A 25,910-nucleotide genomic window follows, 5' to 3' on the forward strand; every position below is an offset into this window, starting at 1 on the left:
TTTTAATTTTTAAATTTTAGTTCGTGTTATTTAATGAATTACAGCTCATTGAGCCTGTATTGCAGGCTTTGAGCAAAGAGGGCTACAGTAGTCCAACACCCATTCAGCAAAAAGCAATCCCACCTATTCTTCAACGTAGCGATCTTTTAGGCTGTGCACAAACCGGAACAGGTAAAACCGCAGCGTTTACTATACCTGTATTGCAGTTAATGCATCAGCAACAGCAGGAAAGTGGAAGAAAGCATGCGCAATTACAAACATTAATTCTTACACCTACACGTGAGCTGGCTATACAGATCGGCGAAAGTGTAAAGGCATATGGGCATTTTTTAAATCTTCGTCACCAGGTAATTTTTGGTGGTGTACCGCAGTTCAGCCAGGTACAGGCATTAAAGCGTGGTGTAGATATTTTGATTGCAACACCCGGCCGTTTACTCGATCTGATGCAGCAGGGGCATATCAACTTAAGCACCATTCAGTTTTTTGTTTTGGATGAAGCAGACCGTATGCTGGATATGGGTTTTGTGCAGGATGTGCGCCGCATTATTGCCAAGCTTCCTGCTAAACGTCAAACATTGTTTTTCTCTGCAACCATGCCGAAAGAGATTCAACAGCTGGCAAATATGTTGTTGACAAATCCTGTGAAAGTAGAAGTTACTCCGGTAAGTTCTACTGCCGAAATTATTCAACAGTCGGTTTATTTTGTTGAGAAGCAAAACAAACTTTCATTGATGGTGAAGTTGCTGGAAGATGCATCCATTGAATCGTTGCTGGTGTTTACACAAATGAAGCATGCGGCCGATAAGCTTGCACGCCAGTTAAACAATAACGGCATCCGTACCGAAGCTATTCATGGTAACAAATCGCAGAATGCACGGCAGGCAGCATTGAACAATTTCAAAAAACGAAAAACACGTGTACTGGTTGCAACCGATATTGCTGCACGTGGTATTGATATTGATGAGTTGACGCATGTACTCAATTACGAATTACCAAATGTTCCCGAAACTTATGTACACCGTATTGGCCGTACAGGAAGGGCAGGAGCAAGCGGAGTTGCATTTTCGTTTTGTGATTGGAGCGAGAAAACATTTTTAACCGATATTCAAAAGCTCATCAAAAAAGAAATACCGGTTATCAAAGGTCATCCGTACGATATTGTAACCATGCATAGTTCACCTGTGGCTACAACCAATACCAACGTTATTCCTGTTATACAAAACCAGGCAAGAGGTGGCGGACGCCGTTACGGCAAAACATTTTCGCAACGATAGTATTAGTAGCGGTAACAAACAGCATTAATACTCATGCCTGCTCCAACAGAGGCAAACATAATTACATCACCGGCCATAAGCTGGTGATTTTTTATTTCAGCTTTTCTTACAAGATCATACAGCGTAGGTATAGTGGCTACCGAACTGTTACCCAGCCAATGAATACTCATTGGCATAATATGTTCGGGTGCGGTATTGATGCCATATAACTTGTACAGGCGGTTAATAATCCCTTCATCCATTTTTTCATTTGCCTGGTGAATAAATACTTTCTTCAGTTCATGAATGGATAAACCGCTTTTATCTAAACAATCCTTCATTGCCTGCGGCACATATTTCATAGCGTATTCATACACTTTCCGCCCTTTCATTTTTATAAAACGTACATGCGGATCACTTTCAGGATAAAACGATGGCCCCATGTTAATATAATTAACCTCTTCGAGTGCATGTGTCTGCACTGATGTGCTTAGTATGCCAGAGCCATTCTCTGTAGTGTTATTGTATTCAATTACAGCTGCACCTGCACCATCACTGAAGATCATGCTGTCACGATCGTAAATATCAATTACACGTGACAGAGTTTCTGCACCAACTACCAATGCTTTTTTTGCAATACCGGCTTTAAAAAAAGCATCGGCTTGTATTACACCTTGTAGCCAGCCGGGACAGCCAAATAAAATATCGTATGCTACGCAGTTGGCATTATGGATACCAAGCTTATGTTTTACCAATGCTGCCAGCGAAGGAACGGCATCTGTTTGTATCGTATGCTTTAATACATTACCAAAATTATGCGCAACAATTATCTGATCTATTGTTTCAGGATCTACACCACTTTTTGTAATTGCTTCTTTGGCAGCAATGGCAGCAATATCGGCCGTACTTAAATCGTCGCTTGTATAACGGCGTTCCTCAATACCTGTAATCTGCTTAAACTTTTCAACTACTTCATCAGGCGGAGTAGATAAGGGTGCATGTTCTTCTGTATAAAACAGATGCTTTGCAAAGTCTGCGTTTGTTTGAACAACAGGTGGTATATACGAACCTGTACCTGTAATAATGGAGCGTTGCATAAAATATGGTTATCGATAAAAAATGCCTGCATTAGTGCAGGCATTAGAAAAATTATTTGCAATGAGGTATCATTGCTAAAACTTGAAAAGATCATTCGGCTGTATCTGCTTCATCCGTTTCAGTAATTATTTCATTAGTCTCCGATAAAGTTTCATGTTCCAGCTGTTTAATTGAAAGTGAAAACGCAGTTGTCATCGAAAACTCAATCTTTTTACCTGCAAGTATGCGTTTTGTAGCCTCATCTTCCAGCAAAAATGCAGCAAACTCTTTTGCAAATGGTGGTTGCTTCATTTGGCCAATCATGCGTGCATTATCCAATTCCAGTTTATTGAAACTATATCTTGTTTTGCGACCTCCCGATGCACGTTCAAAATCGGTATGGTTCATTTGCAATAATTGTTCAGTTTGAGCAGATCGTTTCAGTAAAATCTGAATAACGGGTAAATACTTTCGCCAGGTTTGTGTAAACATATTTAGGGGATTAATAAAACAAACAACTCAGATAGCTTCGCTTAATTTAGTAAATTCTGCACCGTTAAAAATACGGGCAAGGCTTGCATCTTTTGTACGGCTCCATTCTTCTATTTTTGCTTCAGAAACAATTCGCCAAAAATTTTTATTCTTCAGTTCTTCGTAATCGTTGTTGTGGATAAAGATACCTTTTACCGTACTTCTTTGCTTAAAAAAAATATTTACTTTTTTACTTTTTCTTGTTTCAATGAACTTTTCAATCATGTCATTCGTCATGCTGCACTTATTTTATTATTAAGAGGTTGAAGTAATAATTACCAACGGTCGTTTCGAGGCCTTTCTTCACGGGGTCTTGCTTCTGTTACCTTAATGGCACGTCCGTCAACAGTTTTTCCGTTTAATTCTGCAATGGCAGTATTAGCAGCATTGTCATCAGGCATTTCTACAAAACCAAATCCACGACTTTGATTCGTCATTCGATCAATTATAACTTTTGCTGATGATACCTGGCCATAAGATGAAAATAACTGGCTTAAATCTGCATCTTTTACAGCAAAGCCTAAATTGGAGACATAAATATTCATTCTGATTAATTTGAATGTAAAACGTTGAGCTAAATGCTGGTGTAAAAGAAAAATAAGAGGGACGATGGTATAATTCGCTTACAAAAGATTACTCAAATGATTATTGAAGGTAGCCTTTCTTTTTCGTTACTACTGATTTATTTTGAAAGGTGCAAGTACGGAACATCTTAACTTGCCACATTTATAAATACAATATGCAGCAACGAATAGCTCAACTGGCCCTGGTAGTAAAAGATTACGATGAAGCCATTGCTTTTTACCGTAATAAATTATTATTCCGTTTAGTGGAGGATACAGTTTTAAGCGAAACCAAGCGTTGGGTAGTAATGGCACCTCCCGGTAACAGTACTACTTATCTGCTCCTTGCGAAAGCGGCTAATGAGCAGCAGCTGGCAAGTGTAGGCAACCAAACAGGAGGCAGGGTATTTCTTTTCCTTCATACCGATGATCTTATGCGTGATTATGAACGTATGAAAGCCGAGGGAGTAAACTTTGTGCGTGAGCCTTCGATTGAAGCCTTTGGCAAAGTAGCTGTATTTGAAGACCTCTATGGTACGCTTTGGGATATGATTGAACCGGGGGAAAAGTAAAAGGCAGAAGGAAAAAAAATCAAGAAAAACCAAGGAGCTGGATCCAATGCCCAATGTTCAAAAAACAATCCCGATAATTATCGTAACCAAGATCCAAGGGCATCTGAGTTATTTGTACCTCCGTTCTGTGTGTTAAAGCATTGTAAGCAAGGCGAACGATCAAACCCAAAAACTCAAACCTTCTCCAATACATCCCTTATCGATGGAAATGTATCGTTTAGATATTGCTCAATCTCTTTTTTTTTCACCCATTTAATTTCTAAGATATCTTCTTCTGTTTGCGGCTTGGTGGTTTGTGGTCCCTTCACCTTCATTTTATACCAATGCGAATCTTTAAGTATGTGTTTACCAAATTCGTTATAAGTATGATAGGTAATAGTGATAAGTTTTTTTAATTCCGGTTGTTGCAAACCTGTTTCTTCCTCTACTTCCCGTACGGCACATTGCTCAATTGTTTCACCCGGGTCCAGTTTGCCCTTAGGCAGATCCCATTTACCTCTTCGGTAGATGAGGAGGTATTCGCCTTTTTCGTTTTCAACAAGTCCCCCCGCTGCAGTTATTAATGTAAAATGTTTGAAAAATACTTTCCTCAATTCATCGAGATTGGAATGAAGCAGTATGCCTGCATGAAACTCTTCTTTTGCAATTTCATGCAATAATGATTTAATGGCGTGGCCCGATATTTCATCTATAAAAACCGCATCGGGGTGATGCCTGTATTCTTCAACCGTTTCATCCAATTCATTGCAGAGGAAAACCGGTTTGTCGCCAAAATAGATTTTGATATACATGCAGGGTTTAAGGTTTGGGTTGCAAGTTACGTGTTACAGGTTGCATGTTTAAGGTTTCAGGTTGCAGGCTGCTTTTGCTTTGCGTTTTCTTTTTTGTCTTTGGGTTTTCTTCTTGATCCTTGTGCCTTTTCTTATTATTTGGATTTTGGGCATTGGTTTTTCTTAAGCCTTACACCTTTAGTCTTCTCGCTTGTTCCCCTACCTTTGCCGCATGACAAATGAACAAGCTGTAGCCGAGAAACTGTTACAAGTTAAGGCCATCCGGTTAAATGTAAAAGAGCCCTTTACCTGGGCAAGTGGCTGGAAAAGTCCTATTTATTGCGATAACCGGAAGGTGTTATCGTTTCCGCATGTGCGTGAGTTTATAAAAAGCGAAATGTGCAATGTTATTTTCGAACAGTTTCCTGATGCAGAATTACTGGCGGGTGTTGCTACGGCAGGTATTGCCTGGGGTGCAATGGCAGCCGATCAGTTGAAATTGCCGTATATCTATGTTCGTCCAAAACCAAAGGAGCATGGGTTGGGTAATCAGATAGAAGGCGCCTACGAGCCCGGACAGAAAGTAGTGGTTATTGAAGATCTTATTTCTACCGGTAAAAGCAGTCTGCAGGTGGTTGATGTGTTGAAAGCTGCCGGTGTGGATGTGATTGGCATGGTTTCAATTTTTAACTACGGTTTTGACGCAGCCAAAAATGCTTTTGCAACAGCAGCTGTAGAGTATAAATCGCTCACTAATTACCCAACGCTTATTCAGCTGGCAATTGATAAACAGATTGTGGAAGCAGGCGAACAGGAAGTTTTGTTAAAATGGAGTGCCGATCCCGCCAATTGGAAGGGAATGGAGTAATTTCAGCTAAAATTCAACAGATGAAAACATTCTTCAGCGTACTCTTTCTGGCTCTTGCAGTTACAGTTTCGGCCCAGTACAAAAAGCCAATTATTGCACAAATTAAAACACCACAGGCTCAATGTACCGAGTGTAAAGAGCGTATTGAAAAGTTTATGAAATCGGAAGAAGGGGTAGTGAAAGTGTTAGTAGACATCCGTAAAAAGATCACAACCGTCACCTTTGCTCCCGACCGTACAAATATTGAAAATGTAAAAACAGCCATCGCCAATCTCGGTTTCGATGCCGATGATGTGGTAGCGGAGCCCGAACAATACAAACGCTTACCCATTTGCTGCAAACGTGAATCGGATGGAGGTGGGCCTCCCAAGAAACAGTAAATGATGTTTAAAATAGTTAGCCCCGTCTGTTCGACGGGGCTTTTTTATGTCTCTGAATTTCTGCTTTGATTGAAAGTTAGGTGGAGATTCTGCCTCTTTTCGGAAGATAATTAAAGGAAAAACTCGTTTCAAAGCCGGTGCGAAATAGCTGATCCAAGTCGAATAAAAATCCTGCAGATGAAACTAATTCCCCAAACAATGCCAGTTCGTTTTCTATTTTAAAAAGACTTAGAACGTCTCTTTATCAGTTTTATCAGCAATCTCAATGAAAGATTTTCATCCCCAATTTATGGCCTTGGCTCAAACATACCCACTTCGTGTTTGCCCTCGTAGGCTAACGGAATGGTTTTAAAAAGTCCGCCAACGCCAGCCCGGATCGTGCCTGTTGCACGTACGGTAACCTCCTTACTCGAAATGGCCGACCATGCATTTTTGAAGATATTCTTCATATCAGTTTGGATGCGGAGTGGAATCACAAAATCTGACTTTCTGGCAACTTTGATCAGAGTGTCGCTCAAGGCTCTCCCCAAAAAAACGTCGTCCACATAAACATCAGCCTCAGTATGGTTAACCTGGAAACCTATACGATTAGGATTGTTATACACCAATTCCATGTACACTGTTGTTTGATTAAACCCGATCGACTCGAGCCGGAGATTTTGAAAATCCTTGTACTCTGGAATTTTAAAAGGGTTGCAGGATGAGAAGCCAAGTATTAAAAGTAGCAGGGTGGGGAGAAATCGTAACACGTAAAAATGGTTTGCTGCAAATTAAGCGATGCTGTTGATATTTCTTTCAGAAGCTTTCGCAGAACCTCTTAATTTTGAACTAAAATCGTTAGCCGAAGAAACAAAACCAAAACAATAAAACGCAAGCAAATAAATGTAGTTGATAAAATAGAATAAAAGTTATTGTTATTAAATAAGTTAAGTAAAATTTATTGATTATTAATAATATACAAATTAGCGCTTAAAATTGTTAAAAGGCTGGTGATTTATAAGCATGATATAAAGCAAAGAAAGAGGATTAAAATAGTTTAATAAAATGATTGATTTACAATATTTTGGGGATATTATTTTGTATTTAAAATTTACACAAAATACAAATGTTAAAATATCTCCATATAAGAACTACCAAAGATCGTTGAAATTGAACCGAATGAGGTTGATGGGAGCAAATGGTCCACTCCTCCTTACGGTGCCGTTAGAGGGCGGTAGAGACCAACAGGCAGCATTGAAGGATTTACGGATCTCGTATGCCGAACCCTGGCAACGGATCCATTGGCGGGGCATTCACGACAATTATCGGAAAGCTCCATGGTTCGATGACTACGCTCCCGGGCTGGAAGAGTTATTCCGGAAGCAGGAGAAATTTCTCTACGACTTGAATCTGAAAACCACCGAATGGGTGTTAAAACGGCTGAAACTAAATGTTGACTTTTTGACAGAAAATAAAAACAAAAGAGAAGAAGTGCTCGCAACTACACAGGAGGAAAGTGAGCGTATTGTTCCCGAAAACTGGCCGGTTTATCAACAGGTTTTTTCTGAGCGACATGGGTTTGCCCCCAATCTCGGTATTCTCGATTTGCTGCTTTGCGAGGGACCGCTTGCTGTTCAGTATTTAAAAAAATTGCAACAGCAGTAAAAAGTTTACTGCCAATTAAACGTCAAAAGAGTTTTCTCGTCTTAACCAACTTGACGAAGAATTGCTGACCTGAATGAAGTTACCGACCATTTAATCATTAACTTGTAACCCGCTCTTCAGGCTGCTTAAAAAATGAGAATATTCTTCTGCTTAATTTTTACTGTACTCTTTGGTACCCAACTTTTGCATGCACAGGATTTTTCTAACCGTGGCAAAGATTTCTGGATTGCTTATCCTTCGCATATTGATGGTACTAATTCGGTGATGGGTTTATATATTACCTCCGATCAAAATGCTTCCGGTACAATTAAAGTGGGGGCAACGTCTATTTCATTTACGGTTACAGCCAACACAATTACACGTAAATTTTTAGGTCCGAATGCAGCAGGCGATGCGCCCAATACCGGTGTACATTTAACAGCACAGGACGGTATTGAGGTTGGAAAGGGTATTCGGGTAACTTCGGATAAGCCGGTTGTGGTGTACGCACACATCATCCGTTCAGCCCGGTCTGGAGCAACCCTTGTGCTGCCGGTTTCGGTTTTAAGTAAAGAATATATATTACCCAGCTACCGTAATGTTGGTACAAGTGCAAGCTTTGGAGAACTGGCAGTAGTAGCAACCGATACCAATACAGTTGTTGAAATTACCCCTGCTGTTACCAGTCGCTCGGGAAGCAGAGCTGCGGGAGTTCCGTACACAATCACATTAGCGAATCCGGGTGATGTTTATCAGGTTCAGTTTCAGCAGAATGCTGATATCTCCGGTACGATAGTGCGCTCAATTGCCGCCAATGGCATAAAGTGTAAAAAAATTGCGGTGTTTTCGGCCACTACATGGTCGGCTTTTGATTGTACGACGCCTGTTGCCTCGGGGGGGGATAACCTCTTTCAGCAACCTTTTCCAACAACTTCCTGGGGTAAGAACTTTTTAACAGCTCCATTTTTCAATAATGCTTCCAACAGAGATATCATCCGGGTGTTTGTAAGAGATCCGTCAACAGTTGTTCAAAAAACAGAAGCTGGAGTTACAACAACACTTACCGGTTTAGTAAATGGCTCCTATTATGAGTACACAACAGGTAACCCAACCGCCATCAGTGCCGATAAACCGGCTTCGGTGGTAATGTATATCCGTTCGCAAACATGCCAATCGCCTGCTGTTAATACCGATCCGGAGATGGTGATCATTAATCCCGTTGAGCAGACCATTAACGATATTACCGTGTTTTCAGCTCACCAGAATTTTGTACCAACCGGGCAAAGTCAGGTGAGTAATCATTACCTGAATATTATTATTAAAACAGCAGCAGCCCCGTCTTTTCGAATCAGTGGTGTTGCACCAACAGCCGCATTTACACCCATTCCCGGTACGGCTTATTCTTACCTGCGTGAAGATGTTACTGCAAGATCTGCTACCAATCCCGTGCATAGTTTAAAGGCCGATTCTGCATTTATCGCTATTGCGTACGGTTTTGGCAACGTAGAATCGTACGGCTACAATGCAGGTACCAATGTGAAAGACCTCTTTCAGTTTATTGATACCAAAAACTCGTTAGGTACAGCGCCTTTTCCGGCAGCATGTATCAATTCGCCTTTTAATTTCTCTATAACATTCCCTTATCAACCCGACTCTATCCGTTGGGATTTTGGAACTTTGTTTCCTGCTGTATCGTATACCTCACCCATACCCGACACCAGCTATATGATCAGTGGCAGGATGGTTTATCGTTTTCGAATAACACAAACTTATGCCATTCCTACTGCAGGAACATATACGGTGAAAGTGTATGCCCGTAACCCGTTGGGCGATGGTTGCAGCAGTGACCAGGAAATTGAATTTGATCTGCAGGTGTTCAACCCACCCACTACAGATTTTACTTACAATTCAACCGGTTGTACCGATTCGGCCGTTGTATTTACTTCCAATACAAATTCCGGTGGTAGGCCCATCATCAAACATTACTGGGATTTTGGTGATGGTACTACAGGAAGTGTGGCCAATCCATCAAAAACCTATCTCAACCCCGGAACTTACACTGTTAAATATGTAGCGTTAACCGATATTGGCTGTATCAGCGATACTGTAACAAAAACCATCACACTTACAAAAATCCCTGTTGCCAAATTCGGCATTTTGGATTCTTTATGTGTAGGCAAGGTGCTAACCTTCCGTGATTCATCTTCTTTATCGGGTGGTTTTGGCTCCATTACCAACTGGAACTGGAATACCGGCGTAGGCAACCCGATCAATAATACATCCTCTGCAGACATAACGCCAACGTACGCTGCAACCGGAACATACACTGCAAGTTTGCAGTTGCGTACCAACACGGGTTGTTACAGTCCGGTTTATCAAAAGTCAATTACTATCAGACCAAAGCCAACAGTTGATTTTACATTGTCGCATGGTTGTTTGCCCAACCCTGTAATTAACTTCAACAGCACATCAACAATTGCAGATGGTACACAGGCAGGGTTTAAATATTTATGGAATTTTGGCGATGCTGCAAGTGGCGCATTAAATACAGCAACAGTACAAAGTCCTTCGCATGGTTATCCATCCGTTGGTCCGTTTAATGTACAATTGAAAGTAACATCGATGTATGGATGTATTGATTCAGTTACGAAAGTTGCCGATAAAATTTATCCGCAACCTAAAGCCGATTTTACGGCACCTGCAGAGGTATGCTGGCAAACAGCCATTACGTTTACCGATGCTTCGAACGGTTTTACACATCCCGTAACAAAATGGGAGTGGAGGTTTAGTGATGGCACATCATCAACACAAAAAAATCCGGTAAAGAATTTTACAAATCCCGGCACTTATACGGCAACATTGTGGGTGTTTACCGATCAGAATTGTGTGAGTGATACCGTAATAAAAACGGTTGTGATTAATCCATGGCCTACAGCAAACTTTACCACCAGTGCTGTTTTGTGTGAAAAGAATGTGCTGACGTTTACAAATACGTCAGTTGCAAATGCGGGCAACATTACAAGAGCTTTTTGGGATTTTGGTGATGGTAATACAGCCAATGTAAATACAACAGCAACTACGCATACCTATACCAACTGGGGAAATTATGCTGTTCGTTTTGTAACAGAAACAGATAAAGGTTGCCGCAACGATACGTTGTTGAAAAATATAATGATCAATCCTTTACCAAACCCCGGGTATGTATTGCCCGAAGTTTGTTTGAATGATGCATTGGCCTTGTTCCTCGATACATCATCTATTGCAGATAACAGTGCAGCGCAGTTTACTTACTTATGGAGGTTTAATACAAGCTCACCTGCAATTGTTCCGGGTCCGATACCTGCAAGCAGCACCTTAAAAAATCCAGCTGTTAAGTTTAATAAAGCGGATAATTATCTACTGTCGTTAACGGTTACAAGTAAAGATGGATGTAAAGATTCGGTTGTTGCTATTCCGTTTACAGTTAACGGATCGGTACCAAATGCCGACTTCACAATTTTAACTACCAACGGACAGTGCAGCAACCAGGATATTCAAATAAAAGATAACTCAACAGTAGATTTTGGCTCGGTAACAAAAGTGGAGATCTATTGGGATAATACAAACGCACCTGCTGTTGTTGAAACAGATGATACGCCAACACCAGGTAAAATCTATAACCATCGTTATCCCGATTTCCAAACCCCTTTAAGTAAAACATACCAGATAAGGTACAGAACGTATTCGGGTATTCTTTGTGTTGATGAGCAAGTGAAAACAATAACCATTAATGCAAGTCCGCTTACACAGTTCACCGCATTAAGTGCAGTTTGTGTAAACGACAACTCATTCCAGGTAACACAGGCAAGTGAGCTGGGTGGTTTGCAGGGAACAGGTGTTTATTCGGGCAAAGGAATTAATGCTGCCGGGTTATTTACTCCTTCAAATGCAGGGGTAGGCGTGCATACATTACGTTACACGTTTACTGCTGCAAACGGATGCGTACATTATAGCGAGCAAACAATTGAAATATGGCCGAAGCCTGCTGTTAATGCAGGTGCAGATATAACAGTGCTGGAAGATGGCATCCGCAAGATCACCGATGTAACAGCAACGGGAACAGGGCTACAGTTTTTATGGTCACCTGCAACTTATTTAGATAAGGATACCATACTGTTGCCAACCATCATTGGACCGAAAGATGATATTACTTACATCTTAACTGTAACCAATAATTTCGGGTGTACTGCTACCGACGATCTGTTTGTGAAAGTGTTGAAATCACCCCATCCGCCAAATACATTTACGCCAAACGGAGATGGCATTAACGATTTCTGGGAAATCAAATTCATTAACGATTACCCCGGTTCTGTTATTGAAGTGTATAATACAGCCGGAACAATGGTTTATCGTTCGGTTGGTTACAGTACGCCATGGGATGGTAAATGGAAAGGGCAGCCATTGCCTGCAGGTACTTATTATTATGTAATTGATCCGAAAAACGGCCGCAAACGTATAAGCGGTTATGTAACCATTTTACGATAAGCAGAAGAAGCATATGAAACGAGTTGTTTTGTTCAGTTGGTTTTGTTGTTTGCTGATGGGAGCATGGGCACAGCAACGACCGCATTATACCCAATACATCATCAATCCCTATATTTTGAATCCGGCATTAACCGGTATAGAAAATTATACAGATGTTAAGTTGAGTTATCGGAGCCAATGGGTTGGCTTTCCCGGTGCGCCGCAAACAATTTATGCAACAATGCATACGCCAATTGGTAAAGAAGACTACCGCAACAGTCCAACTTCGTTTGAAGTGCCAGGCGAAAACCCAAGAGGCAAACAGTATTGGGAAGATTATACCGCAGCAGCAGCGCATCATGGAGTAGGCGCAACACTCATCAATTATAAAACAGGTTATATCAACCGCTACTTTGCTACGGTTTCGTATGCTTATCATTTAGGATTATCACCAAAGCTGAATTTGTCAGCAGGTTTTGCCGGAGGTATTTCAGGTACTACTGTTGATGCATCGAAGATTGAATTGGCAAACCCTGTTGATCCGGCAATTGGTGGTGTTACACAGGAGTTCAGAAAAATAAAACCCGAACTGAGTGCAGGTGTTTGGTTATATAGTGATGATTTCTTTGCAGGCGTATCAGCACAGCAAATCATTCCGCAAAAGATCAATCTGGTGTCAAATGATCTTTACAGATCAACATTAGTGCCGCACATTTTTGCAACAACAGGTTATCGGTTTGCAGCAGGCGATGATGTAAATGTGTTGCCTTCGGTTATGCTGCGTTATATACCAAGCATGCCGTTGTTTGTTGATGTTAATGTAAAAGCACAATACCACGACAGGTTTTGGTTAGGCGGTAACTACCGTATTAAAGAAGGCTTTGCTGCAATGGCAGGGTTTAATATTTCAAATACATTAAACGTAAGCTACTCGTACGATGTAAATAATTCGAAATACCTGTTACAGTATATGCAAAGAGGTACACACGAAATTGTAATTGGGTTTTTATTGGGGAATAAGTATGGCGATCTTTGTCCACGCCGTGTGTGGTAATTTACAAACGGATCACTTCCAGTTTTTTTATAACCACACGTTTCGGTTGTTGCACCCGAACCTGCTGGCCGGGTTGTGGCAGCGAATCTACAGGGCATGTGCAGGGTGGTGGTCCCTGTATAAACATTACATCGTTTTCAACCACAATTTCAAAATGCTGTTGCGCACGCTTTACTTCATCCATTAATGCTTTCTGATTGTAAAGTAATGCTAATGCACCGGAACGGTTTGTTGAAAAGCGATGTTTTTCCTCTGCCAGGGTAGTGCTGTCAACATCTTTCTTCAGTCTGCGCATCACATTTACTTTGGCTTTCATCCGTTCTTTCTTAACAGCATCAGATCCTTGTTGAATAGTACGCTGAAGGTTGTAACCTTCTTCCATTGGAAAACGTTGAAAGAATTCGCCGGGAACAAACTGATGAAAAGTAAACTCTTCAGGCCATTGGATATTTATTTTATTGAGTAGTGAATCTGTATTCCATGTTTTTGAGTAGCCCAGGTAATGGCCTGGTGTAACACGTGCAGGCTGCATGTTTTTTCTGCGTGGAGCTTCACGTGTGCGATCTGCATTTTCAAGGTATACATTCATTTCTCTTTCCTGTTGGGCATACTGTAAAGAGTCGTGCTTGTAACGGAAAAGAAATACATCATTGCGCTCCGGATTTTCCGGTTTTTGAACACGTTGCTGTGTGCCTGGTTTTACAATACGTTCGAACCATTCAACAGGCATATCGTTAATAATCACTTTATCAAATTTCAATTCTTCATTTTCCACTTCATCCCACAAAACAATTTTTTCCATTTTTGTTTTAGGATGAAGTTGCAGACGGTACTTCCGTTCTTCATCATGCAATACCACTTCATCTTTTGTTTTTTTTTCTACCACTTCGGTAGTAAGATAATAAGTGGTGTTTGCTGTTTGCTTTGATGGAGCAGAAGAAGCTGTTCTGCGTTCGCTCAACTGCACTACAGGTTTATGTTCTTTCAACATCCAGCCGGTTAACGCAAATACAACAGTGAACAATACAAGCGCCAATAAGCGTGAACTGATTTTGTTTTTTTCTGCAGGTAGATTAAGAATACGCTTAATGCGGTCTTTGAGGTGATGTTTATTATCGCCCAAGGCCATTGCCAGTTGCGGATTTTGAATCCTTGCTTTCTCCACATTCAATAATGCTTCGGCATACACCGCAGCGTTTTGTTGATAGTTCATTACATAATCATCGCAACTGTTTTCCCGTTCTCTGCGTGCAATACCAATTAACAGTAATGCAAACGGGTTAAAAAATAACATCGTTTCCGAAACAGACAAGAGCATGTTCCAGAAATAATCGTTGCGTTTAATATGCGCAAGTTCGTGTAAGAGTACTGCTTCGAGTTGTGCTGCAGTTAAATGTGTTACAGCTGTTGCCGGCAGCAGTACAATTGGTTTTAAAAAGCCGATTGTTGCAGGTATATCAATTTGTTTACTGAAGTAGAGTTGCACATTGCGTTGCAGGCCCATTGTTTCAACCAGGTAACTGAAAAATTCTTTTACTTCATCTTCTACCTTCGTTAAACCTTTATTGCGGAGGGCATTGGCTGCCTGCACCTGTATAATCAGTTTGGCAGCAAACCATAGGAGTACAAATAAGTAGGCTGCAGAAAGATAGGGCAGAACAAACTGTATTTTATAATCGAGCCAGTTAAAGAACAGTTCCCAACGGTTATCGTTGGCGAAACTGTTAAGCAAACTGTTATGCTTACCTGCATCGGTAATTACAAGCGAAGTTTTTTGCAGTAGTTGATTACCCCAAAGGTTGCCGATGGTATAAAGGAACCATGCAAAACCCGTAAACGATAAAACGGTACTGAAAAAGTTTTTTACAGTTGATTGTTTTATCCTGAACAGAAAAACGACAACATGATAAAGCAGGTATAACAAACCAATTTGCCAGATGCTGTTGGCAATTGCTTTACCCAAAGCCTGTAAAAATGCAGATTGAAACAGTTGCTGCATGTGGTTACTGCTGTTTCAGGTTATCAATTAGTTTTTGAATTTCATCCAGCTCTTCTTTGGAGGCCTTGTGGTTGCCCAATGCCTGCATTACAAGCTGTGATGATGAACCCTGGAAAAGGGTGTCTATCATCTTACCTACAAATTGTTTCTGTGTTTTTTCACGGGAAAGAAGGGGAGCATACTTATGCGTTTTGCTGCTTTCATCACGTTTCACCATTCCTTTTTCGTGCATGATCTGCATCAATTTCAGGGTTGTGGTGTAACCTGCATCTTTCGTTTTACTCAGTTCTTCATGCACATCCCGAACGGTAGCCTCGCCACGTTCCCACAATACCCGAAGAATTTCTAATTCACTTTCTGTAGGTTTTAATTGCTTTAAACTCATTGTATACGACTTGTTTCGTATCAAAAATACGAGTTCGTTCGTAAAAACCAAGACCATCCGTCATTCAAAAACGTGGCTTAACAAAATTTTGAATAATAAAGCAACAAAAAAGCCGCTCAATTGAGCGGCTTTGTATGTGGTATCATAGTTTTTATTTCTTTTCCAGTTTCACTGAATCAACAATTGTAATTTGTCCTAACGTTACAGGTACAGTACGTGTTGCTGTTTTGTGAATGGTATCCCCGGGAACATAAGAGAAGGTATAGCTGCCGGCAGGAATATCTTTGATGAGGTAGTTACCGTTACCAACTGTTGTAAAAGTTGAAGCAATGGTATCGGGCCCTTTAATAGCATAGATAGCTGTAATAATTGAATCCGGTGCAACTACGCCCTTAACACTACCGCCAGATGGCAGGAATGAAAGAATGCGAAGTACAGGTTTCAGCAAATACTGACCACTATTACCTGCTTTAACAATTGATTTACCTGCATCAAAATCAAGTATTAAACGATACAATACGCCACCGGTAACATCCTGTTGAATCTGAACTTTTAAACCAGACTGTTGTGCACTTGGTGTAGTAAGATTGATCTTTTGACCATCTTTTGTAATAATGTAGTTGTTATCGCCCAGTAAAAGACGGAGCTGTGAAATACGACCTGCAGGAATTTCTGCATCTGCAAGAATGGTATCTTTTCCGTTTGTAAGATCGAGTAAATTATAAATACCCGGGTAAGCATTCGTTAATGTTATTTCGGCACTATCACCCATTTTAATGGCAATACCTTTTACATCAACCCAAACTTCTTTCACATTCGGATCGGGGGCGTCCGTTAAACGTACCTGTAAACGAGGCTTATCTCCGCTTTTGTTTTTCTGACAACTAACTGCCAGCATTGTTGCTGCCATAATTACAACTCCCGAAAGAATTGTACTGAATTTCAGTTTCATAAAGTGATTTGTTTTAGATGAGTAATCCAATTCGTAGTTCAGATATTTCAAACATCGTTCCAAAATTAAAAACAACGTTGTTAGAACATAAAAAAACAGCTGTTTTAACTCATAAAAAATCCCCACGTTTTTTTGCGTGGGGATTTATCGATAAAATTCGTTTGTTGAAGGATTAATTTACCTGAATATTCAACTCGGTTTTTCCGTTGAGCAATGAACGGTATTTTTCCAGCACATCTTTTGGTTGTACTGTACCGTTGATAGTCAACTCATCATTTTTCAGTTCAATAGAAAATGCTTTTTCATCAACCAGGCCATCGGCAACAATTGCAGCAACAAACGGATTTTCAAATTTTACACCTGTTTCTGCAGTTGTTTTTTGTTCCATCTTCACTTCAATTTTCTGCTCATGTTTAGCATGACCACCTGTGCCATACATCTGCGCAAGGGTAGGAGCAATTACCAATGAAACAATCGACATCAGTTTAATCAAAATATTCATCGATGGACCTGAAGTATCTTTAAACGGATCACCAACTGTATCGCCTGTAACAGACGCTTTGTGTGGTTCAGATTTTTTATAGAATACTTCGCCGTTAATTTCAACACCTTTTTCAAATGATTTCTTTGCATTATCCCATGCACCACCGGCATTGTTCTGGAACATACCCATCAACACACCGCTAACAGTGGCCCCTGCAAGGAAACCACCCAACGCTTCAGGCCCCATTGCAAAACCAATAATCAAAGGAGCAGCAATGGTAATGGCACCAGGCAACAACATTTTCTTGATCGATGCATCGGTAGAAATTGCAACGCATTTATCATATTCCGGTTTGCCTGTACCTTCCATGATACCGGGAATGGTACGGAACTGGCGACGAACTTCTTCCACCATGCTCATTGCTGCTTCACCTACCGCACGGATAGCTAAAGAAGAGAAGATGAATGGAATCATTGCACCTACAAACAAACAAGCCAATACATCGGCTTTGTAAATATCAATACCGCTGATACCTGCTACACCAACAAACGCAGCAAACAATGCCAACGCAGTTAAAGCAGCAGAAGCAATAGCAAAACCTTTACCTGTAGCAGCAGTGGTGTTACCAACGGCATCCAGTACGTCTGTCTTTTCACGCACATCTTTTGGTAACTCACTCATCTCTGCAATACCACCTGCGTTATCAGCAATCGGTCCAAATGCATCGATGGCTAACTGCATCGCAGTAGTCGCCATCATACCTGCAGCTGCTATAGCCACCCCATATAAACCTGCGCATAAGAACGAACCATAGATACCTGCCGCTAATACAAGAATAGGGAGGAAGGTAGATTCCATACCAATTGCCAAACCACCAATAACGTTGGTAGCATGACCGGTAGAAGACTGGCGGATGATGCTCAACACCGGACGCTTACCCATTGCTGTGTAATATTCGGTGATGATGCTCATTAAAGCACCTACTACCAAACCAACAGCAATAGCTCCAAGCACACCCCATTTGGTTATGATGTATTCTTCAGTTGTGCCAGGACGGAAAGTCATGGTTTCGGGGAGGATATACATTACAAGACCAATTGAAGCAATGGCAGTGAGGACGATCGATCCCCAATTCCCCATATTCAATGCCTTTTGAACCACATCTGTATTGATGCCAGCAGAGTCGCTGACTTTTACAAACCAGGTTCCTATAATTGAAAATAAGATACCAACACCAGCAATGATCATTGGCAATAAGATTGGAGACATACCGCCAAACTCATCAATTGAAGTCGTTTGTTGTCCCAATACCATTGTAGCCAATACGGTTGCAACATAAGAACCGAACAGATCGGCACCCATACCGGCAACGTCACCTACGTTATCGCCCACGTTATCAGCAATGGTTGCAGGATTACGTGGATCATCTTCGGGAATACCTGCTTCTACTTTACCTACTAAGTCGGCGCCAACGTCGGCCGCTTTTGTATAAATACCGCCACCCACACGTGCAAACAATGCAATTGATTCTGCACCGAGTGAGAAGCCTGTTAATACTTCAATTGTTTTGAGCATTTCTGCACCATTCACATCTGCACCGGCAGGAACGAAGATGGCTTTGAGAATAATAAACAGAGCACCTAAACCAAGCACCGCCAAACCGGCAACACCCAAACCCATTACAGCACCACCTGTAAACGAAACATTCAATGCTTTGCTGAGGCTTGTACGGGCTGCCTGTGCTGTACGTACGTTACTTTTTGTAGCAATGCGCATACCAATATAGCCGGCAGTTGCGCTGAACACTGCACCAAATACAAAGGCAATGGCAATGCTCCAGTGGCTGTTGGGGTTAGCCATGGCCATAACACCTAATAAAATAGCTACGATTACAACAAAGTAGCCCAGTATTTTCCATTCGGCTTTTAAGAAAGCCATAGCACCGGTTGCAATGTAATCGCTGATTTCTTTCATGCGGTCGTTACCGGCATCCTGTTTAGATACCCAGTTGAACTTTACAAAAGTGTATGCCAGGCCAATTACAGCCATAAACGGAACGAGATAAATCAAATTCTCCATAAACAATAGTACGTGTTGTTGTTTTTTAATGATCTCCGGCAACGATGCCGAAAATAGATCAAGGGCGGCAAAGATAGGGGAATGAGGCTAAAAATGAGGGGGCTGTGGAGGTATGGGGAAAACGGGGGAAAAGGAGTGGTGTCAGAACGTCGAAGACGTCAGGCACCTGTTGACGTAACTCTACAAAAAAACACCTTATTAAACTTTTCCCACGCAAAGTCCGCATACCATTAAAGCAAAACGCCTGCATTGTGTAAAACAGGCGTTTGTTGCAATGAGTGACATAGCTGTGGTCTATTTTTTTGTTGTCCTTATAACAGCTCTTATATACCCAATCGATTCAGCAATTCCCCAAAAAGGATTCTTCATGTCTCTTTCATGTTCCAGGCTTAACATGCCCGAGTAACCAACCTGTCTCATCATTCTTACAAAAGCAGGGTAGTCAATAATGCCACGGCCCACTTCTACCGAATAACCTTGTTTTGTGGGAGCGGTCACGTCTTTTAAATGCATATCAAATATCCGTGTATGGTATTTTTTCAAATCGGCCACAGCATCTTTTCCGTTGCGGGTATCATGACCAATATCGAGGCAAATGCCCATACGTGGATCAAGATCTTTCACATGATTCCATGCATCTTCAGCATCAGGATAAAGTTTAATGTCGGGGCCATGAATATGAATGGCATACTTCATATCATACTCCTGCACTTTTTTATTTACATAAGGCAGTAATTCAATATTCGGAACACCAACAATCAACTTTACGCCAACACGTTTGGCATAATCGAAAGCCCGGTCAACCTCCGCTTCTGTTTTCATGTAAATAGGACCAACTGCATAGGCGGTAACTCCCTTTTCCTTCAGCTTGGTATGGAAGGCTGCAATCTGTTCGTCGGTACTGTTAAGCGGCAAATGAAAATCTTTCACACAGAGGTAATGCACATCTACCCGTTGCATGGTAGCGAGAGCCGTATCAATGCCGAAGTTGACAAATGTATAACCGGCAAATGCCACTTTAAATTTTTCATTGTTATCAGCAGGCGGTTGCGGATCGGGGCGTTGTTGGGCTTTCATTACAAAGCTGCAAAGAAGCCCGACAAGCAAAAGATAATTTTTCTTCATGTGCTAAAGCTAAAGAACCATTTGCAAATAGTTGTTGGTTTTTACGAAAGGTATCGCTGTTAATTATACAGCACTTGCTATATAAATAGAGCGGGATACTATATGTCAATAATTAGTTGATAGATGTTTACTTGCTACTAATGAGGCAGGCACAATATTGTTGACTTAACAAATAGTATTTCTGCCAGATATTGATTTAACTGTTTAGATTTAGAGTAATAGAAAACAAAGTTGCCGGTTTCCGCAATCCTCTTTAAGCCAACTGATCTATTCTTTTTTTTCTTTTAAGTTCGATGAAAGCAATTCAATAGCTGAAAAGAGCGTTACAGAGAGGCTTAGTATAAACGCCAGGTAACAGATCAGGAGAGTAAGTTGTGAAGATTTAATTGATTCCGGGCTCCACAAATAACCGTCCTCAATTTGTTCGGCAGTGTAATAATTGTTCAGCAATTCCATTTCGCAGCTGTGTTCTCCGCTGATATTTTCTTCCTTACAGATTGCCAAAGATTTGTCGTTTAGGATTCCCCTTACATAGATTGCATCCCATCTGTCGACTTTAATTATAAGATGATTGTACTGTTTAAAATAAACAACGGAAGTAATTACGGTTGATACAAGCGCAATCCCACATATCATCAACCAGGTTTTGTAATTCTTTTTATATTGTCTTTTATCAAGTGCAAGGCTGTAAACTGAAAGTGCAGCAATATAAAGAAGAATACACAAGATGATAAACTGAGCAATACCAACCGACAATTTGATAATGCCTCCCGGAGGGGCTATATTCAATAGAAAGCCACCAAAAGCGGCAAACAAAACGCCAATAATCTGAATGCCGCTTTTCAGCAAGACTAATTTGTTACTGCTGGCCATTCTGAAGTTTGATTGTTTTGGTTAAGCCTGCTTCAATATCAAAGGGAACAATTTCATGGAAAGAGATCACGTTGTCCTTTATTATAAGCAAATGATACAATCCATAACTTAATGTGCGAGTGTTATTGGATGGTAAACTATAAGTTAGCTTGTTTCTTGCAGCTTTTGTATCCAGATCTGGTATGATAGCAGCATCGCAACTTAACTGAGAAGGATTAGCCGGACATTTCTTGCTATTTCCTATATCACGCCAGGTGAGTTTATCAACAAAATAACAGGTTGCATATGGCACAGGGTTATTATTATGATCAATAATGTTGAGAAATACCTGGGCTGACGCTACTTTCATCATTGTTTCATAATTATTGAATTGGATCTTTTTTACAAGGCTGTCATTTGATCTGAAGATATAGTCGATCATCTCAATATCTTCTTCATCGAAAGCCGGTTTTAGAAAAATATTGTCAAGTAACAACATATTTTGCGATAAGCCCAGGAGTGAGCTCCTGTATACTTTGTTATTCTCCCACCTGAGACCTTTTATTTTTGATAACTCGTTTAATGTATCAACATAAGCATCTATATCAGCTGTATAATTTCTTCTGATAGTGCTAAGAACTTTTGAAATAGATGTTACAAGAATAGTAGAATCTCCAGGTGTAGCTGCTTCTTGCGATGGCACAGCTGTTCCTTGTCGTTGTGGTATTATGTTGCGAGGCGAATACACGCTGGTAACCAACTTTGCATATTTTGATGTTGGGTTGTAAATATGCTTAGGTTTATACTTTACCGGTGAGGTATCGGAAACTACAGTAGAAACTTTGCTGACAGGAGTTGTGGCGTTTACTCTTGAATTGGTCCTTATACGCTGGCTGCTGGCCGAAGCAGTAAGCATAAGCCACGCAAAAAAGAAGAGTAGCTTTTGCATAATTGTAAGGTTTGGTTAGTTGTAAGGTATAAAAAGCAACATAGAAATAAAATGGTACTTTCCGGGTAGTCTTAGGGTTAAAACACCTCCAATTGCATTTTTCCTCATCTTTAAAGTAAAATCAAAACAGCCATCGTCTAGCTTAACAAATGAAGGATGGCATGGAGGCAATGGCCAAACAACAAACGATCATATCGGCCGTAAGGGATTACAGCCGGCAACTCTTCGGTTTTATACGCAGCCGTGTAAACAGTAACGAGGATGCCGAGGACATTCTGCAGGATGTCTGGTACCAGTTCAGCAATTTTTCGGGAGTTGATTCTGTTGAAAATGTAGGTGGCTGGCTGTACAGGGTAGCCCGTAACCGCATTATCGACAAATCACGCAAAAAGAAAGAAGCGCACCTGGATGGTATGCTGTATGAGGATGATGAGAGTGTAAGCTTCTTTTCTTCTTTACTACGCAGTCATGATGTTGATGCAGAAACACAAACCATGCAACGGGTTATTTGGGATGAGCTGATGGCTGCATTGCAGGAGCTGCCGGAAAAGCAACGCAATGCATTTATCTGGAATGAACTGGAAGATATGACGCTGCAGGAAATTGCCGACCGTGAAAACGAAAACATCAAGACCATCATTTCACGCAAGCGTTATGCCGTACTGCATTTACGGGAGCGGTTGGAAACATTGTACAACGATCTTACAAACAATTAAACTTTTTAAAGATGATGAGGAACAGGAATAAAAAATGGATGGCGTTTATACCCTTGCTGATTGTAGCAGGTATAGCACTCTTTGGCTGGTTGGTGATGTATTTATGGAATGTGGCATTGGTACCTGCTGTTAACGGTGTTAATGCAATTGGTTTCTGGCAGGCTTTAGGCATACTGTTACTGAGTAAAATATTGTTCAGCAGTTTTTCGGGTAAAAAGCACAAGGGTGATCATGCATGGAAAAAGAAATGGAGTACGATGAGTGATGAGGAGCGCACCCGTTTCAGGCAGGAGTGGTGGAAGCGTTGCGGAAAGATGCCCGAAGAAACAAATGTGCCGAAAGATACAACGCAGCAAGGCGAGTAAAGAGTGTGGTTGGTTTTTGGTTTCCTTGTATGTTGATGCAAGGATATTTAAGTTCAAAGGCGGTTCTGTTTTCAGAGCTGCCTTTTTATTTAAAACGCTTCGCCAAACTGTACATAAAAACCCTGGTTACCTTTTCCATTTCCAACACCATAATCTAAACGTACATGCAGTTTTTCGGTTTTATTTACAGCAAAGCGAATACCTCCGCCATACGAATACTTCAATCTTTGTAATGATACAGTACTGAAACGTCCTGCAACATCACCTGTTCCTGCAAATCCTACAACACTCAAACGTTTATAAACAGGCACCCGGTATTCTGCCTGCATGCTGAATAAATGATCATCACGATAACGGCCGCTGAAATAACCACGCATACGATCGGCTCCACCCAACGATGCAATACTGCGGATGGGAACATCCGAGCCTGTATTAAAAAAGCCATAACCCTGAATAGCCAGGATCTGTTGCCGCCAGATGCGTTTGTACAAACGCAGATCGGTAATGATATTGGTGTAACGATGATGCGATAGAAGGAGTGAAGTATAATGTGTGGCTTGCACAGAAACCAAGTGTCCACGGTTGGGCCAGAAAGTATTGTTGCGTTTATCCCACGATAAACTTAAACCCATGCCCGATACCTGGTACGGTTTACTGCCTGCAACATTTTGTTGGTAGAACAAACCTCCGCTTTTTACATTGATGTCGATTACCCGTTGAAAATCGTAGATAACACCGGCGAATACTTTTTGACCAAGCAACCGCTCGCCATGCAGGTGCACATAGAACTGGCGGAAATCGTATGCTTCCTCATTGGCATCAGCTGTTTGATTGCCCATACCCCAGAAACGATCGGGAAAAGAACTGAACGAAAAATGACTGTTCAGAATATATTTTTCACCCGGAAAAAATACTGGTCCGTTTACTGTAAATAAAAACTGCTTGCGTAACGAATAGCTGCCGAGAAAACGAATAGAAGAAGTGCGTGTGGTAGAATCTTTTTTTCTTGTTGTATAAAATGTATACGTGCCGCCTGCACCAAACGACCAGTCGGTTTCAATCGATCGTGATATAACAGGCAGAGCCAGCAAATGATTTTTGTTTTCTGCGGAATCTTTTTTTTGCTGTGCGTTTACAGCAGGCAACAACAATAAAAAACTGCAAAGAAAAAACAGGCAAATACGCAGCATTTACACATTGGTTTGTGAAACGTGAAGAAATGCTTTGCCAAGAAAGGCTGTAATATCGCTTGCAATCATTGCTTCCTGCGATTGTTCGGCAGCAGCAAAATCGCCTGCAAGTCCGTGCAGGTAAACACCCAGCACAGCAGCCTCCGTTGTGTTATAACCTTGTGCGAGTAAACCGGTTAAGATACCGGTTAGTACATCGCCGCTTCCTGCAGTAGCCATGCCTGCATTACCTGTACTGTTGAACCATGCATTACCATCGGGGCAGGCAATAAAGCTGTGATGGCTCTTTAATACAATCACACAATTCAATTCTTCTGCTTTTTCTTTTGCCCGTTCAATGCGTTCAAAATCGTTGGCAACTTTTCCAAACAGGCGTTCAAACTCTTTGGGGTGGGGCGTTAAAATACAGTCGGTATGTAAAAGAGCAGACAAATCTTTTTTTATTGATAAGAGATTTAAAGCATCAGCATCAAGCACTATAGGCTGGTGTGCCTGTTGCAGCAATTGCATTAACACATTTGCTGTTTCTTCGTGCAAACCAATACCGGGCCCGATGCCAATGGCCGCATAGCGTAAGAGATCGGCAGATGCGGCACTTAAATGTTGTTCGTTGCTATCTGTTTCAACCATTGCTTCGGGTACGGCTGTTTGCAACGGAATATAACCGCATTTTGCTGTATGAACTGTTAACAAACCAACGCCACTTCGTAAACAGGCTTTGCTGCTTAAAACTGCTGCACCTGTTTTTCCATACGAGCCTGCAAACAGTAACGCATGACCGAAGTTGCCTTTGTGTGCTGCCGCATTTCTTTTTTTACAGATCGCCTGCGCAGTTTTACTTTCTATGATTTGATGTGCAGCAATAGTTGCTTCGTAATAAGCAGGATGTAAACCAATATGCAGCAGATGGATGCTACCGCAATACTCAGCATTTTCAGCATACAAAAAGCATTGCTTGTACACTTCAAAACTTAAGGTATGATCTGCACGCATACAGATACAGTCTTTACAACTTTTATCAGCAAACATGCCTGTAGGAACATCGATGGAAATAACAGTAGCAGGGGAGTTGCTGATGTGTTGCACCAGCTCGGCAATCAATCCTTCCAGCGGACGATCTAACCCTGTGCCGAGTAAGGCATCGATCACTACATCCTGTAGTTGTAATATGGGAAAAAAATCTGCTGATTGTAAGAAGTGAATGTTGCTTGTGTATTTATGCAGCAGTTCAAGGTTGCGTTGAAAATCGTCGGTTCCTTTTTTGCCTGTTTCAAGTATGTACACTGTTACATCTGCGTCCTGTGTTAACAGCTGGCGGGCTATTGCCAAACCATCGCCACCGTTGTTTCCTTTGCCACAAAAAATATGCAGCGGCTTTTGTGCATAACGCTGTTCCAATAACCAGTTACTGCATGCTGCTGCGACACGCTCCATCAGTTGAAGTGAAGCAATGGGTTCGTTTGCAATCGTGTACCAATCCCAGTTCCGGATCTGTTCAGCAGTAAAAATTTTCATTGTTCGCTTTTATGCGGTAAACTGTTTTATAAAGGTACAGTTACGAGGCCGTAAAATGAAAAAGGCCTGATAACGATCAGACCTTTTAAGAGACCAAGAGAACAA

The 25,910-nt window shown here is 41.2% G+C and carries 24 protein-coding genes; 9 read left to right on the forward strand and 15 right to left on the reverse strand.

The annotated features are described in order from the left end of the window. The first annotated feature begins 23 nt into the window (after positions 1 to 23). Positions 24 to 1,274, forward strand: coding sequence for a DEAD/DEAH box helicase (locus ESA94_RS16170; protein ID WP_129131979.1), 1,251 nt, complete (start codon positions 24 to 26; stop codon positions 1,272 to 1,274). Between the two features lie 2 nt (positions 1,275 to 1,276). Here ESA94_RS16170 and ESA94_RS16175 read toward each other — a convergent pair whose 3' ends face one another. The 4 genes from ESA94_RS16175 to ESA94_RS16190 form a co-directional block, all read right to left on the reverse strand. After that, a complete protein-coding gene (locus ESA94_RS16175) occupies positions 1,277 to 2,350 on the reverse strand; it encodes a 3-oxoacyl-ACP synthase III family protein (protein ID WP_129131980.1) in 1,074 nt (357 codons plus the stop codon). A gap of 91 nt (positions 2,351 to 2,441) precedes the next feature. After that, the gene (locus ESA94_RS16180; protein WP_129131981.1) at positions 2,442 to 2,822 is read right to left on the reverse strand and encodes a hypothetical protein; all 381 of its coding nucleotides are present in this window, start codon (positions 2,820 to 2,822) and stop codon (positions 2,442 to 2,444) included. A 27-nt stretch (positions 2,823 to 2,849) separates the two neighbouring features. Next, positions 2,850 to 3,098: a short-chain dehydrogenase gene (locus ESA94_RS16185; protein WP_129131982.1), complete on the reverse strand. Its 249-nt coding sequence runs from the start codon at positions 3,096 to 3,098 to the stop codon at positions 2,850 to 2,852. A gap of 38 nt (positions 3,099 to 3,136) precedes the next feature. After that, positions 3,137 to 3,406 carry an RNA recognition motif domain-containing protein gene (locus ESA94_RS16190; protein WP_129131983.1) on the reverse strand — a complete coding sequence of 90 codons (270 nt, stop codon included), beginning with the start codon at positions 3,404 to 3,406 and terminating at the stop codon, positions 3,137 to 3,139. A 194-nt stretch (positions 3,407 to 3,600) separates the two neighbouring features. On the opposite strand from ESA94_RS16190, the gene ESA94_RS16195 reads away from it, so the two are divergent. After that, positions 3,601 to 3,996, forward strand: a complete 396-nt coding sequence (locus ESA94_RS16195; RefSeq protein ID WP_129131984.1) for a VOC family protein — start codon at positions 3,601 to 3,603, stop codon at positions 3,994 to 3,996. A 173-nt stretch (positions 3,997 to 4,169) separates the two neighbouring features. Here the strand turns inward: ESA94_RS16195 and ESA94_RS16200 are convergent, their stop codons facing one another. Next, entirely contained in the window at positions 4,170 to 4,787 is a 618-nt protein-coding gene (locus tag ESA94_RS16200; RefSeq protein ID WP_129131985.1) for an NUDIX hydrolase, read from the reverse strand. A 211-nt stretch (positions 4,788 to 4,998) separates the two neighbouring features. Here ESA94_RS16200 and pyrE point away from each other — a divergent pair, with 211 nt between their 5' ends. Both pyrE and ESA94_RS16210 read left to right on the forward strand, forming a co-directional pair. Continuing rightward, a complete protein-coding gene (gene pyrE / locus ESA94_RS16205; RefSeq protein WP_129131986.1) occupies positions 4,999 to 5,634 on the forward strand; it encodes an orotate phosphoribosyltransferase in 636 nt (211 codons plus the stop codon). Positions 5,635 to 5,654: 20 nt separating this feature from the next. Continuing rightward, entirely contained in the window at positions 5,655 to 6,014 is a 360-nt protein-coding gene (locus tag ESA94_RS16210) for a heavy-metal-associated domain-containing protein (protein WP_129131987.1), read from the forward strand. 287 nt (positions 6,015 to 6,301) lie between these two features. On the opposite strand, the gene ESA94_RS16215 is transcribed toward ESA94_RS16210, so the two are convergent. Further along, on the reverse strand, positions 6,302 to 6,628 hold the full coding sequence (locus ESA94_RS16215) for an NDR1/HIN1-like protein (RefSeq protein ID WP_164972768.1): 327 nt from the start codon (positions 6,626 to 6,628) through the stop codon (positions 6,302 to 6,304). 430 nt (positions 6,629 to 7,058) lie between these two features. Between ESA94_RS16215 and ESA94_RS16220 the strand changes: the two genes are divergently transcribed. The 3 genes from ESA94_RS16220 (at position 7,059) to ESA94_RS16230 (ending at position 13,194) form a co-directional block, all read left to right on the forward strand. Next, positions 7,059 to 7,658, forward strand: a complete 600-nt coding sequence (locus ESA94_RS16220) for a WbqC family protein (RefSeq protein WP_129131989.1) — start codon at positions 7,059 to 7,061, stop codon at positions 7,656 to 7,658. 132 nt (positions 7,659 to 7,790) lie between these two features. Continuing rightward, positions 7,791 to 12,161 carry a PKD domain-containing protein gene (locus ESA94_RS16225; RefSeq protein WP_129131990.1) on the forward strand — a complete coding sequence of 1,457 codons (4,371 nt, stop codon included), beginning with the start codon at positions 7,791 to 7,793 and terminating at the stop codon, positions 12,159 to 12,161. A 13-nt stretch (positions 12,162 to 12,174) separates the two neighbouring features. Beyond that, positions 12,175 to 13,194 (forward strand): PorP/SprF family type IX secretion system membrane protein, encoded by a 1,020-nt coding sequence (locus ESA94_RS16230; RefSeq protein ID WP_129131991.1) that lies wholly within the window; start codon positions 12,175 to 12,177, stop codon positions 13,192 to 13,194. A 1-nt stretch (position 13,195) separates the two neighbouring features. On the opposite strand, the gene ESA94_RS16235 is transcribed toward ESA94_RS16230, so the two are convergent. The 7 genes from ESA94_RS16235 to ESA94_RS16265 all read right to left on the reverse strand — a co-directional run bounded on the left by ESA94_RS16235 (position 13,196) and on the right by ESA94_RS16265 (position 22,019). Further along, positions 13,196 to 15,193 (reverse strand): M56 family metallopeptidase, encoded by a 1,998-nt coding sequence (locus ESA94_RS16235; RefSeq protein WP_129131992.1) that lies wholly within the window; start codon positions 15,191 to 15,193, stop codon positions 13,196 to 13,198. A 4-nt stretch (positions 15,194 to 15,197) separates the two neighbouring features. Beyond that, the gene (locus ESA94_RS16240) at positions 15,198 to 15,578 is read right to left on the reverse strand and encodes a BlaI/MecI/CopY family transcriptional regulator (protein ID WP_129131993.1); all 381 of its coding nucleotides are present in this window, start codon (positions 15,576 to 15,578) and stop codon (positions 15,198 to 15,200) included. A gap of 151 nt (positions 15,579 to 15,729) precedes the next feature. Further along, the gene (locus ESA94_RS16245; RefSeq protein WP_240671075.1) at positions 15,730 to 16,530 is read right to left on the reverse strand and encodes a DUF4382 domain-containing protein; all 801 of its coding nucleotides are present in this window, start codon (positions 16,528 to 16,530) and stop codon (positions 15,730 to 15,732) included. 172 nt (positions 16,531 to 16,702) lie between these two features. Next, positions 16,703 to 19,093, reverse strand: coding sequence for a sodium-translocating pyrophosphatase (locus tag ESA94_RS16250; RefSeq protein ID WP_129131994.1), 2,391 nt, complete (start codon positions 19,091 to 19,093; stop codon positions 16,703 to 16,705). A 294-nt stretch (positions 19,094 to 19,387) separates the two neighbouring features. Continuing rightward, a complete protein-coding gene (locus ESA94_RS16255) occupies positions 19,388 to 20,218 on the reverse strand; it encodes a sugar phosphate isomerase/epimerase family protein (RefSeq protein ID WP_129131995.1) in 831 nt (276 codons plus the stop codon). Positions 20,219 to 20,485: 267 nt separating this feature from the next. Continuing rightward, positions 20,486 to 21,091: a hypothetical protein gene (locus ESA94_RS16260; protein WP_129131996.1), complete on the reverse strand. Its 606-nt coding sequence runs from the start codon at positions 21,089 to 21,091 to the stop codon at positions 20,486 to 20,488. Continuing rightward, a complete protein-coding gene (locus ESA94_RS16265) occupies positions 21,078 to 22,019 on the reverse strand; it encodes a hypothetical protein (RefSeq protein WP_129131997.1) in 942 nt (313 codons plus the stop codon). Before ESA94_RS16265 ends, ESA94_RS16260 begins: the two co-directional genes overlap by 14 nt. Before the next feature lie 149 nt (positions 22,020 to 22,168). Here ESA94_RS16265 and ESA94_RS16270 point away from each other — a divergent pair, with 149 nt between their 5' ends. Both ESA94_RS16270 and ESA94_RS16275 read left to right on the forward strand, forming a co-directional pair. After that, positions 22,169 to 22,735, forward strand: coding sequence for an RNA polymerase sigma factor (locus ESA94_RS16270; protein WP_205755996.1), 567 nt, complete (start codon positions 22,169 to 22,171; stop codon positions 22,733 to 22,735). 11 nt (positions 22,736 to 22,746) lie between these two features. Further along, positions 22,747 to 23,100, forward strand: a complete 354-nt coding sequence (locus ESA94_RS16275; RefSeq protein WP_129131998.1) for a hypothetical protein — start codon at positions 22,747 to 22,749, stop codon at positions 23,098 to 23,100. A gap of 89 nt (positions 23,101 to 23,189) precedes the next feature. Here ESA94_RS16275 and ESA94_RS16280 read toward each other — a convergent pair whose 3' ends face one another. Beyond that, positions 23,190 to 24,290 carry a BamA/TamA family outer membrane protein gene (locus ESA94_RS16280; protein WP_129131999.1) on the reverse strand — a complete coding sequence of 367 codons (1,101 nt, stop codon included), beginning with the start codon at positions 24,288 to 24,290 and terminating at the stop codon, positions 23,190 to 23,192. Further along, positions 24,291 to 25,805, reverse strand: a complete 1,515-nt coding sequence (locus ESA94_RS16285; RefSeq protein ID WP_129132000.1) for an NAD(P)H-hydrate dehydratase — start codon at positions 25,803 to 25,805, stop codon at positions 24,291 to 24,293. Positions 25,806 to 25,910 lie beyond the last annotated feature (105 nt).

Source organism: Lacibacter luteus (genome assembly GCF_004118265.1).
In the GTDB taxonomy this organism is placed as follows: Bacteria; Bacteroidota; Bacteroidia; order Chitinophagales; family Chitinophagaceae; genus Lacibacter; species Lacibacter luteus.

Bases quoted from the DNA above. Each gene is read 5' to 3' on its own strand.
- pyrE (WP_129131986.1), top strand. From the start codon at position 4,999: ATGACAAATGAACAAGCTGTAGCCGAGAAACTGTTACAAGTTAAGGCC.
- ESA94_RS16240 (WP_129131993.1), bottom strand. From the start codon at position 15,578: ATGAGTTTAAAGCAATTAAAACCTACAGAAAGTGAATTAGAAATTCTT.
- ESA94_RS16175 (WP_129131980.1), bottom strand. From the start codon at position 2,350: ATGCAACGCTCCATTATTACAGGTACAGGTTCGTATATACCACCTGTT.
- ESA94_RS16235 (WP_129131992.1), bottom strand. From the start codon at position 15,193: ATGCAGCAACTGTTTCAATCTGCATTTTTACAGGCTTTGGGTAAAGCA.
- ESA94_RS16220 (WP_129131989.1), top strand. From the start codon at position 7,059: ATGATTGATTTACAATATTTTGGGGATATTATTTTGTATTTAAAATTT.
- ESA94_RS16280 (WP_129131999.1), bottom strand. From the start codon at position 24,290: ATGCTGCGTATTTGCCTGTTTTTTCTTTGCAGTTTTTTATTGTTGTTG.
- ESA94_RS16275 (WP_129131998.1), top strand. From the start codon at position 22,747: ATGATGAGGAACAGGAATAAAAAATGGATGGCGTTTATACCCTTGCTG.
- ESA94_RS16255 (WP_129131995.1), bottom strand. From the start codon at position 20,218: ATGAAGAAAAATTATCTTTTGCTTGTCGGGCTTCTTTGCAGCTTTGTA.
- ESA94_RS16260 (WP_129131996.1), bottom strand. From the start codon at position 21,091: ATGGCCAGCAGTAACAAATTAGTCTTGCTGAAAAGCGGCATTCAGATT.
- ESA94_RS16285 (WP_129132000.1), bottom strand. From the start codon at position 25,805: ATGAAAATTTTTACTGCTGAACAGATCCGGAACTGGGATTGGTACACG.
- ESA94_RS16270 (WP_205755996.1), top strand. From the start codon at position 22,169: ATGAAGGATGGCATGGAGGCAATGGCCAAACAACAAACGATCATATCG.
- ESA94_RS16190 (WP_129131983.1), bottom strand. From the start codon at position 3,406: ATGAATATTTATGTCTCCAATTTAGGCTTTGCTGTAAAAGATGCAGAT.
- ESA94_RS16200 (WP_129131985.1), bottom strand. From the start codon at position 4,787: ATGTATATCAAAATCTATTTTGGCGACAAACCGGTTTTCCTCTGCAAT.
- ESA94_RS16180 (WP_129131981.1), bottom strand. From the start codon at position 2,822: ATGTTTACACAAACCTGGCGAAAGTATTTACCCGTTATTCAGATTTTA.
- ESA94_RS16185 (WP_129131982.1), bottom strand. From the start codon at position 3,098: ATGACGAATGACATGATTGAAAAGTTCATTGAAACAAGAAAAAGTAAA.
- ESA94_RS16225 (WP_129131990.1), top strand. From the start codon at position 7,791: ATGAGAATATTCTTCTGCTTAATTTTTACTGTACTCTTTGGTACCCAA.
- ESA94_RS16250 (WP_129131994.1), bottom strand. From the start codon at position 19,093: ATGGAGAATTTGATTTATCTCGTTCCGTTTATGGCTGTAATTGGCCTG.
- ESA94_RS16215 (WP_164972768.1), bottom strand. From the start codon at position 6,628: ATGGAATTGGTGTATAACAATCCTAATCGTATAGGTTTCCAGGTTAAC.
- ESA94_RS16265 (WP_129131997.1), bottom strand. From the start codon at position 22,019: ATGCAAAAGCTACTCTTCTTTTTTGCGTGGCTTATGCTTACTGCTTCG.
- ESA94_RS16210 (WP_129131987.1), top strand. From the start codon at position 5,655: ATGAAAACATTCTTCAGCGTACTCTTTCTGGCTCTTGCAGTTACAGTT.
- ESA94_RS16230 (WP_129131991.1), top strand. From the start codon at position 12,175: ATGAAACGAGTTGTTTTGTTCAGTTGGTTTTGTTGTTTGCTGATGGGA.
- ESA94_RS16195 (WP_129131984.1), top strand. From the start codon at position 3,601: ATGCAGCAACGAATAGCTCAACTGGCCCTGGTAGTAAAAGATTACGAT.
- ESA94_RS16245 (WP_240671075.1), bottom strand. From the start codon at position 16,530: ATGAAACTGAAATTCAGTACAATTCTTTCGGGAGTTGTAATTATGGCA.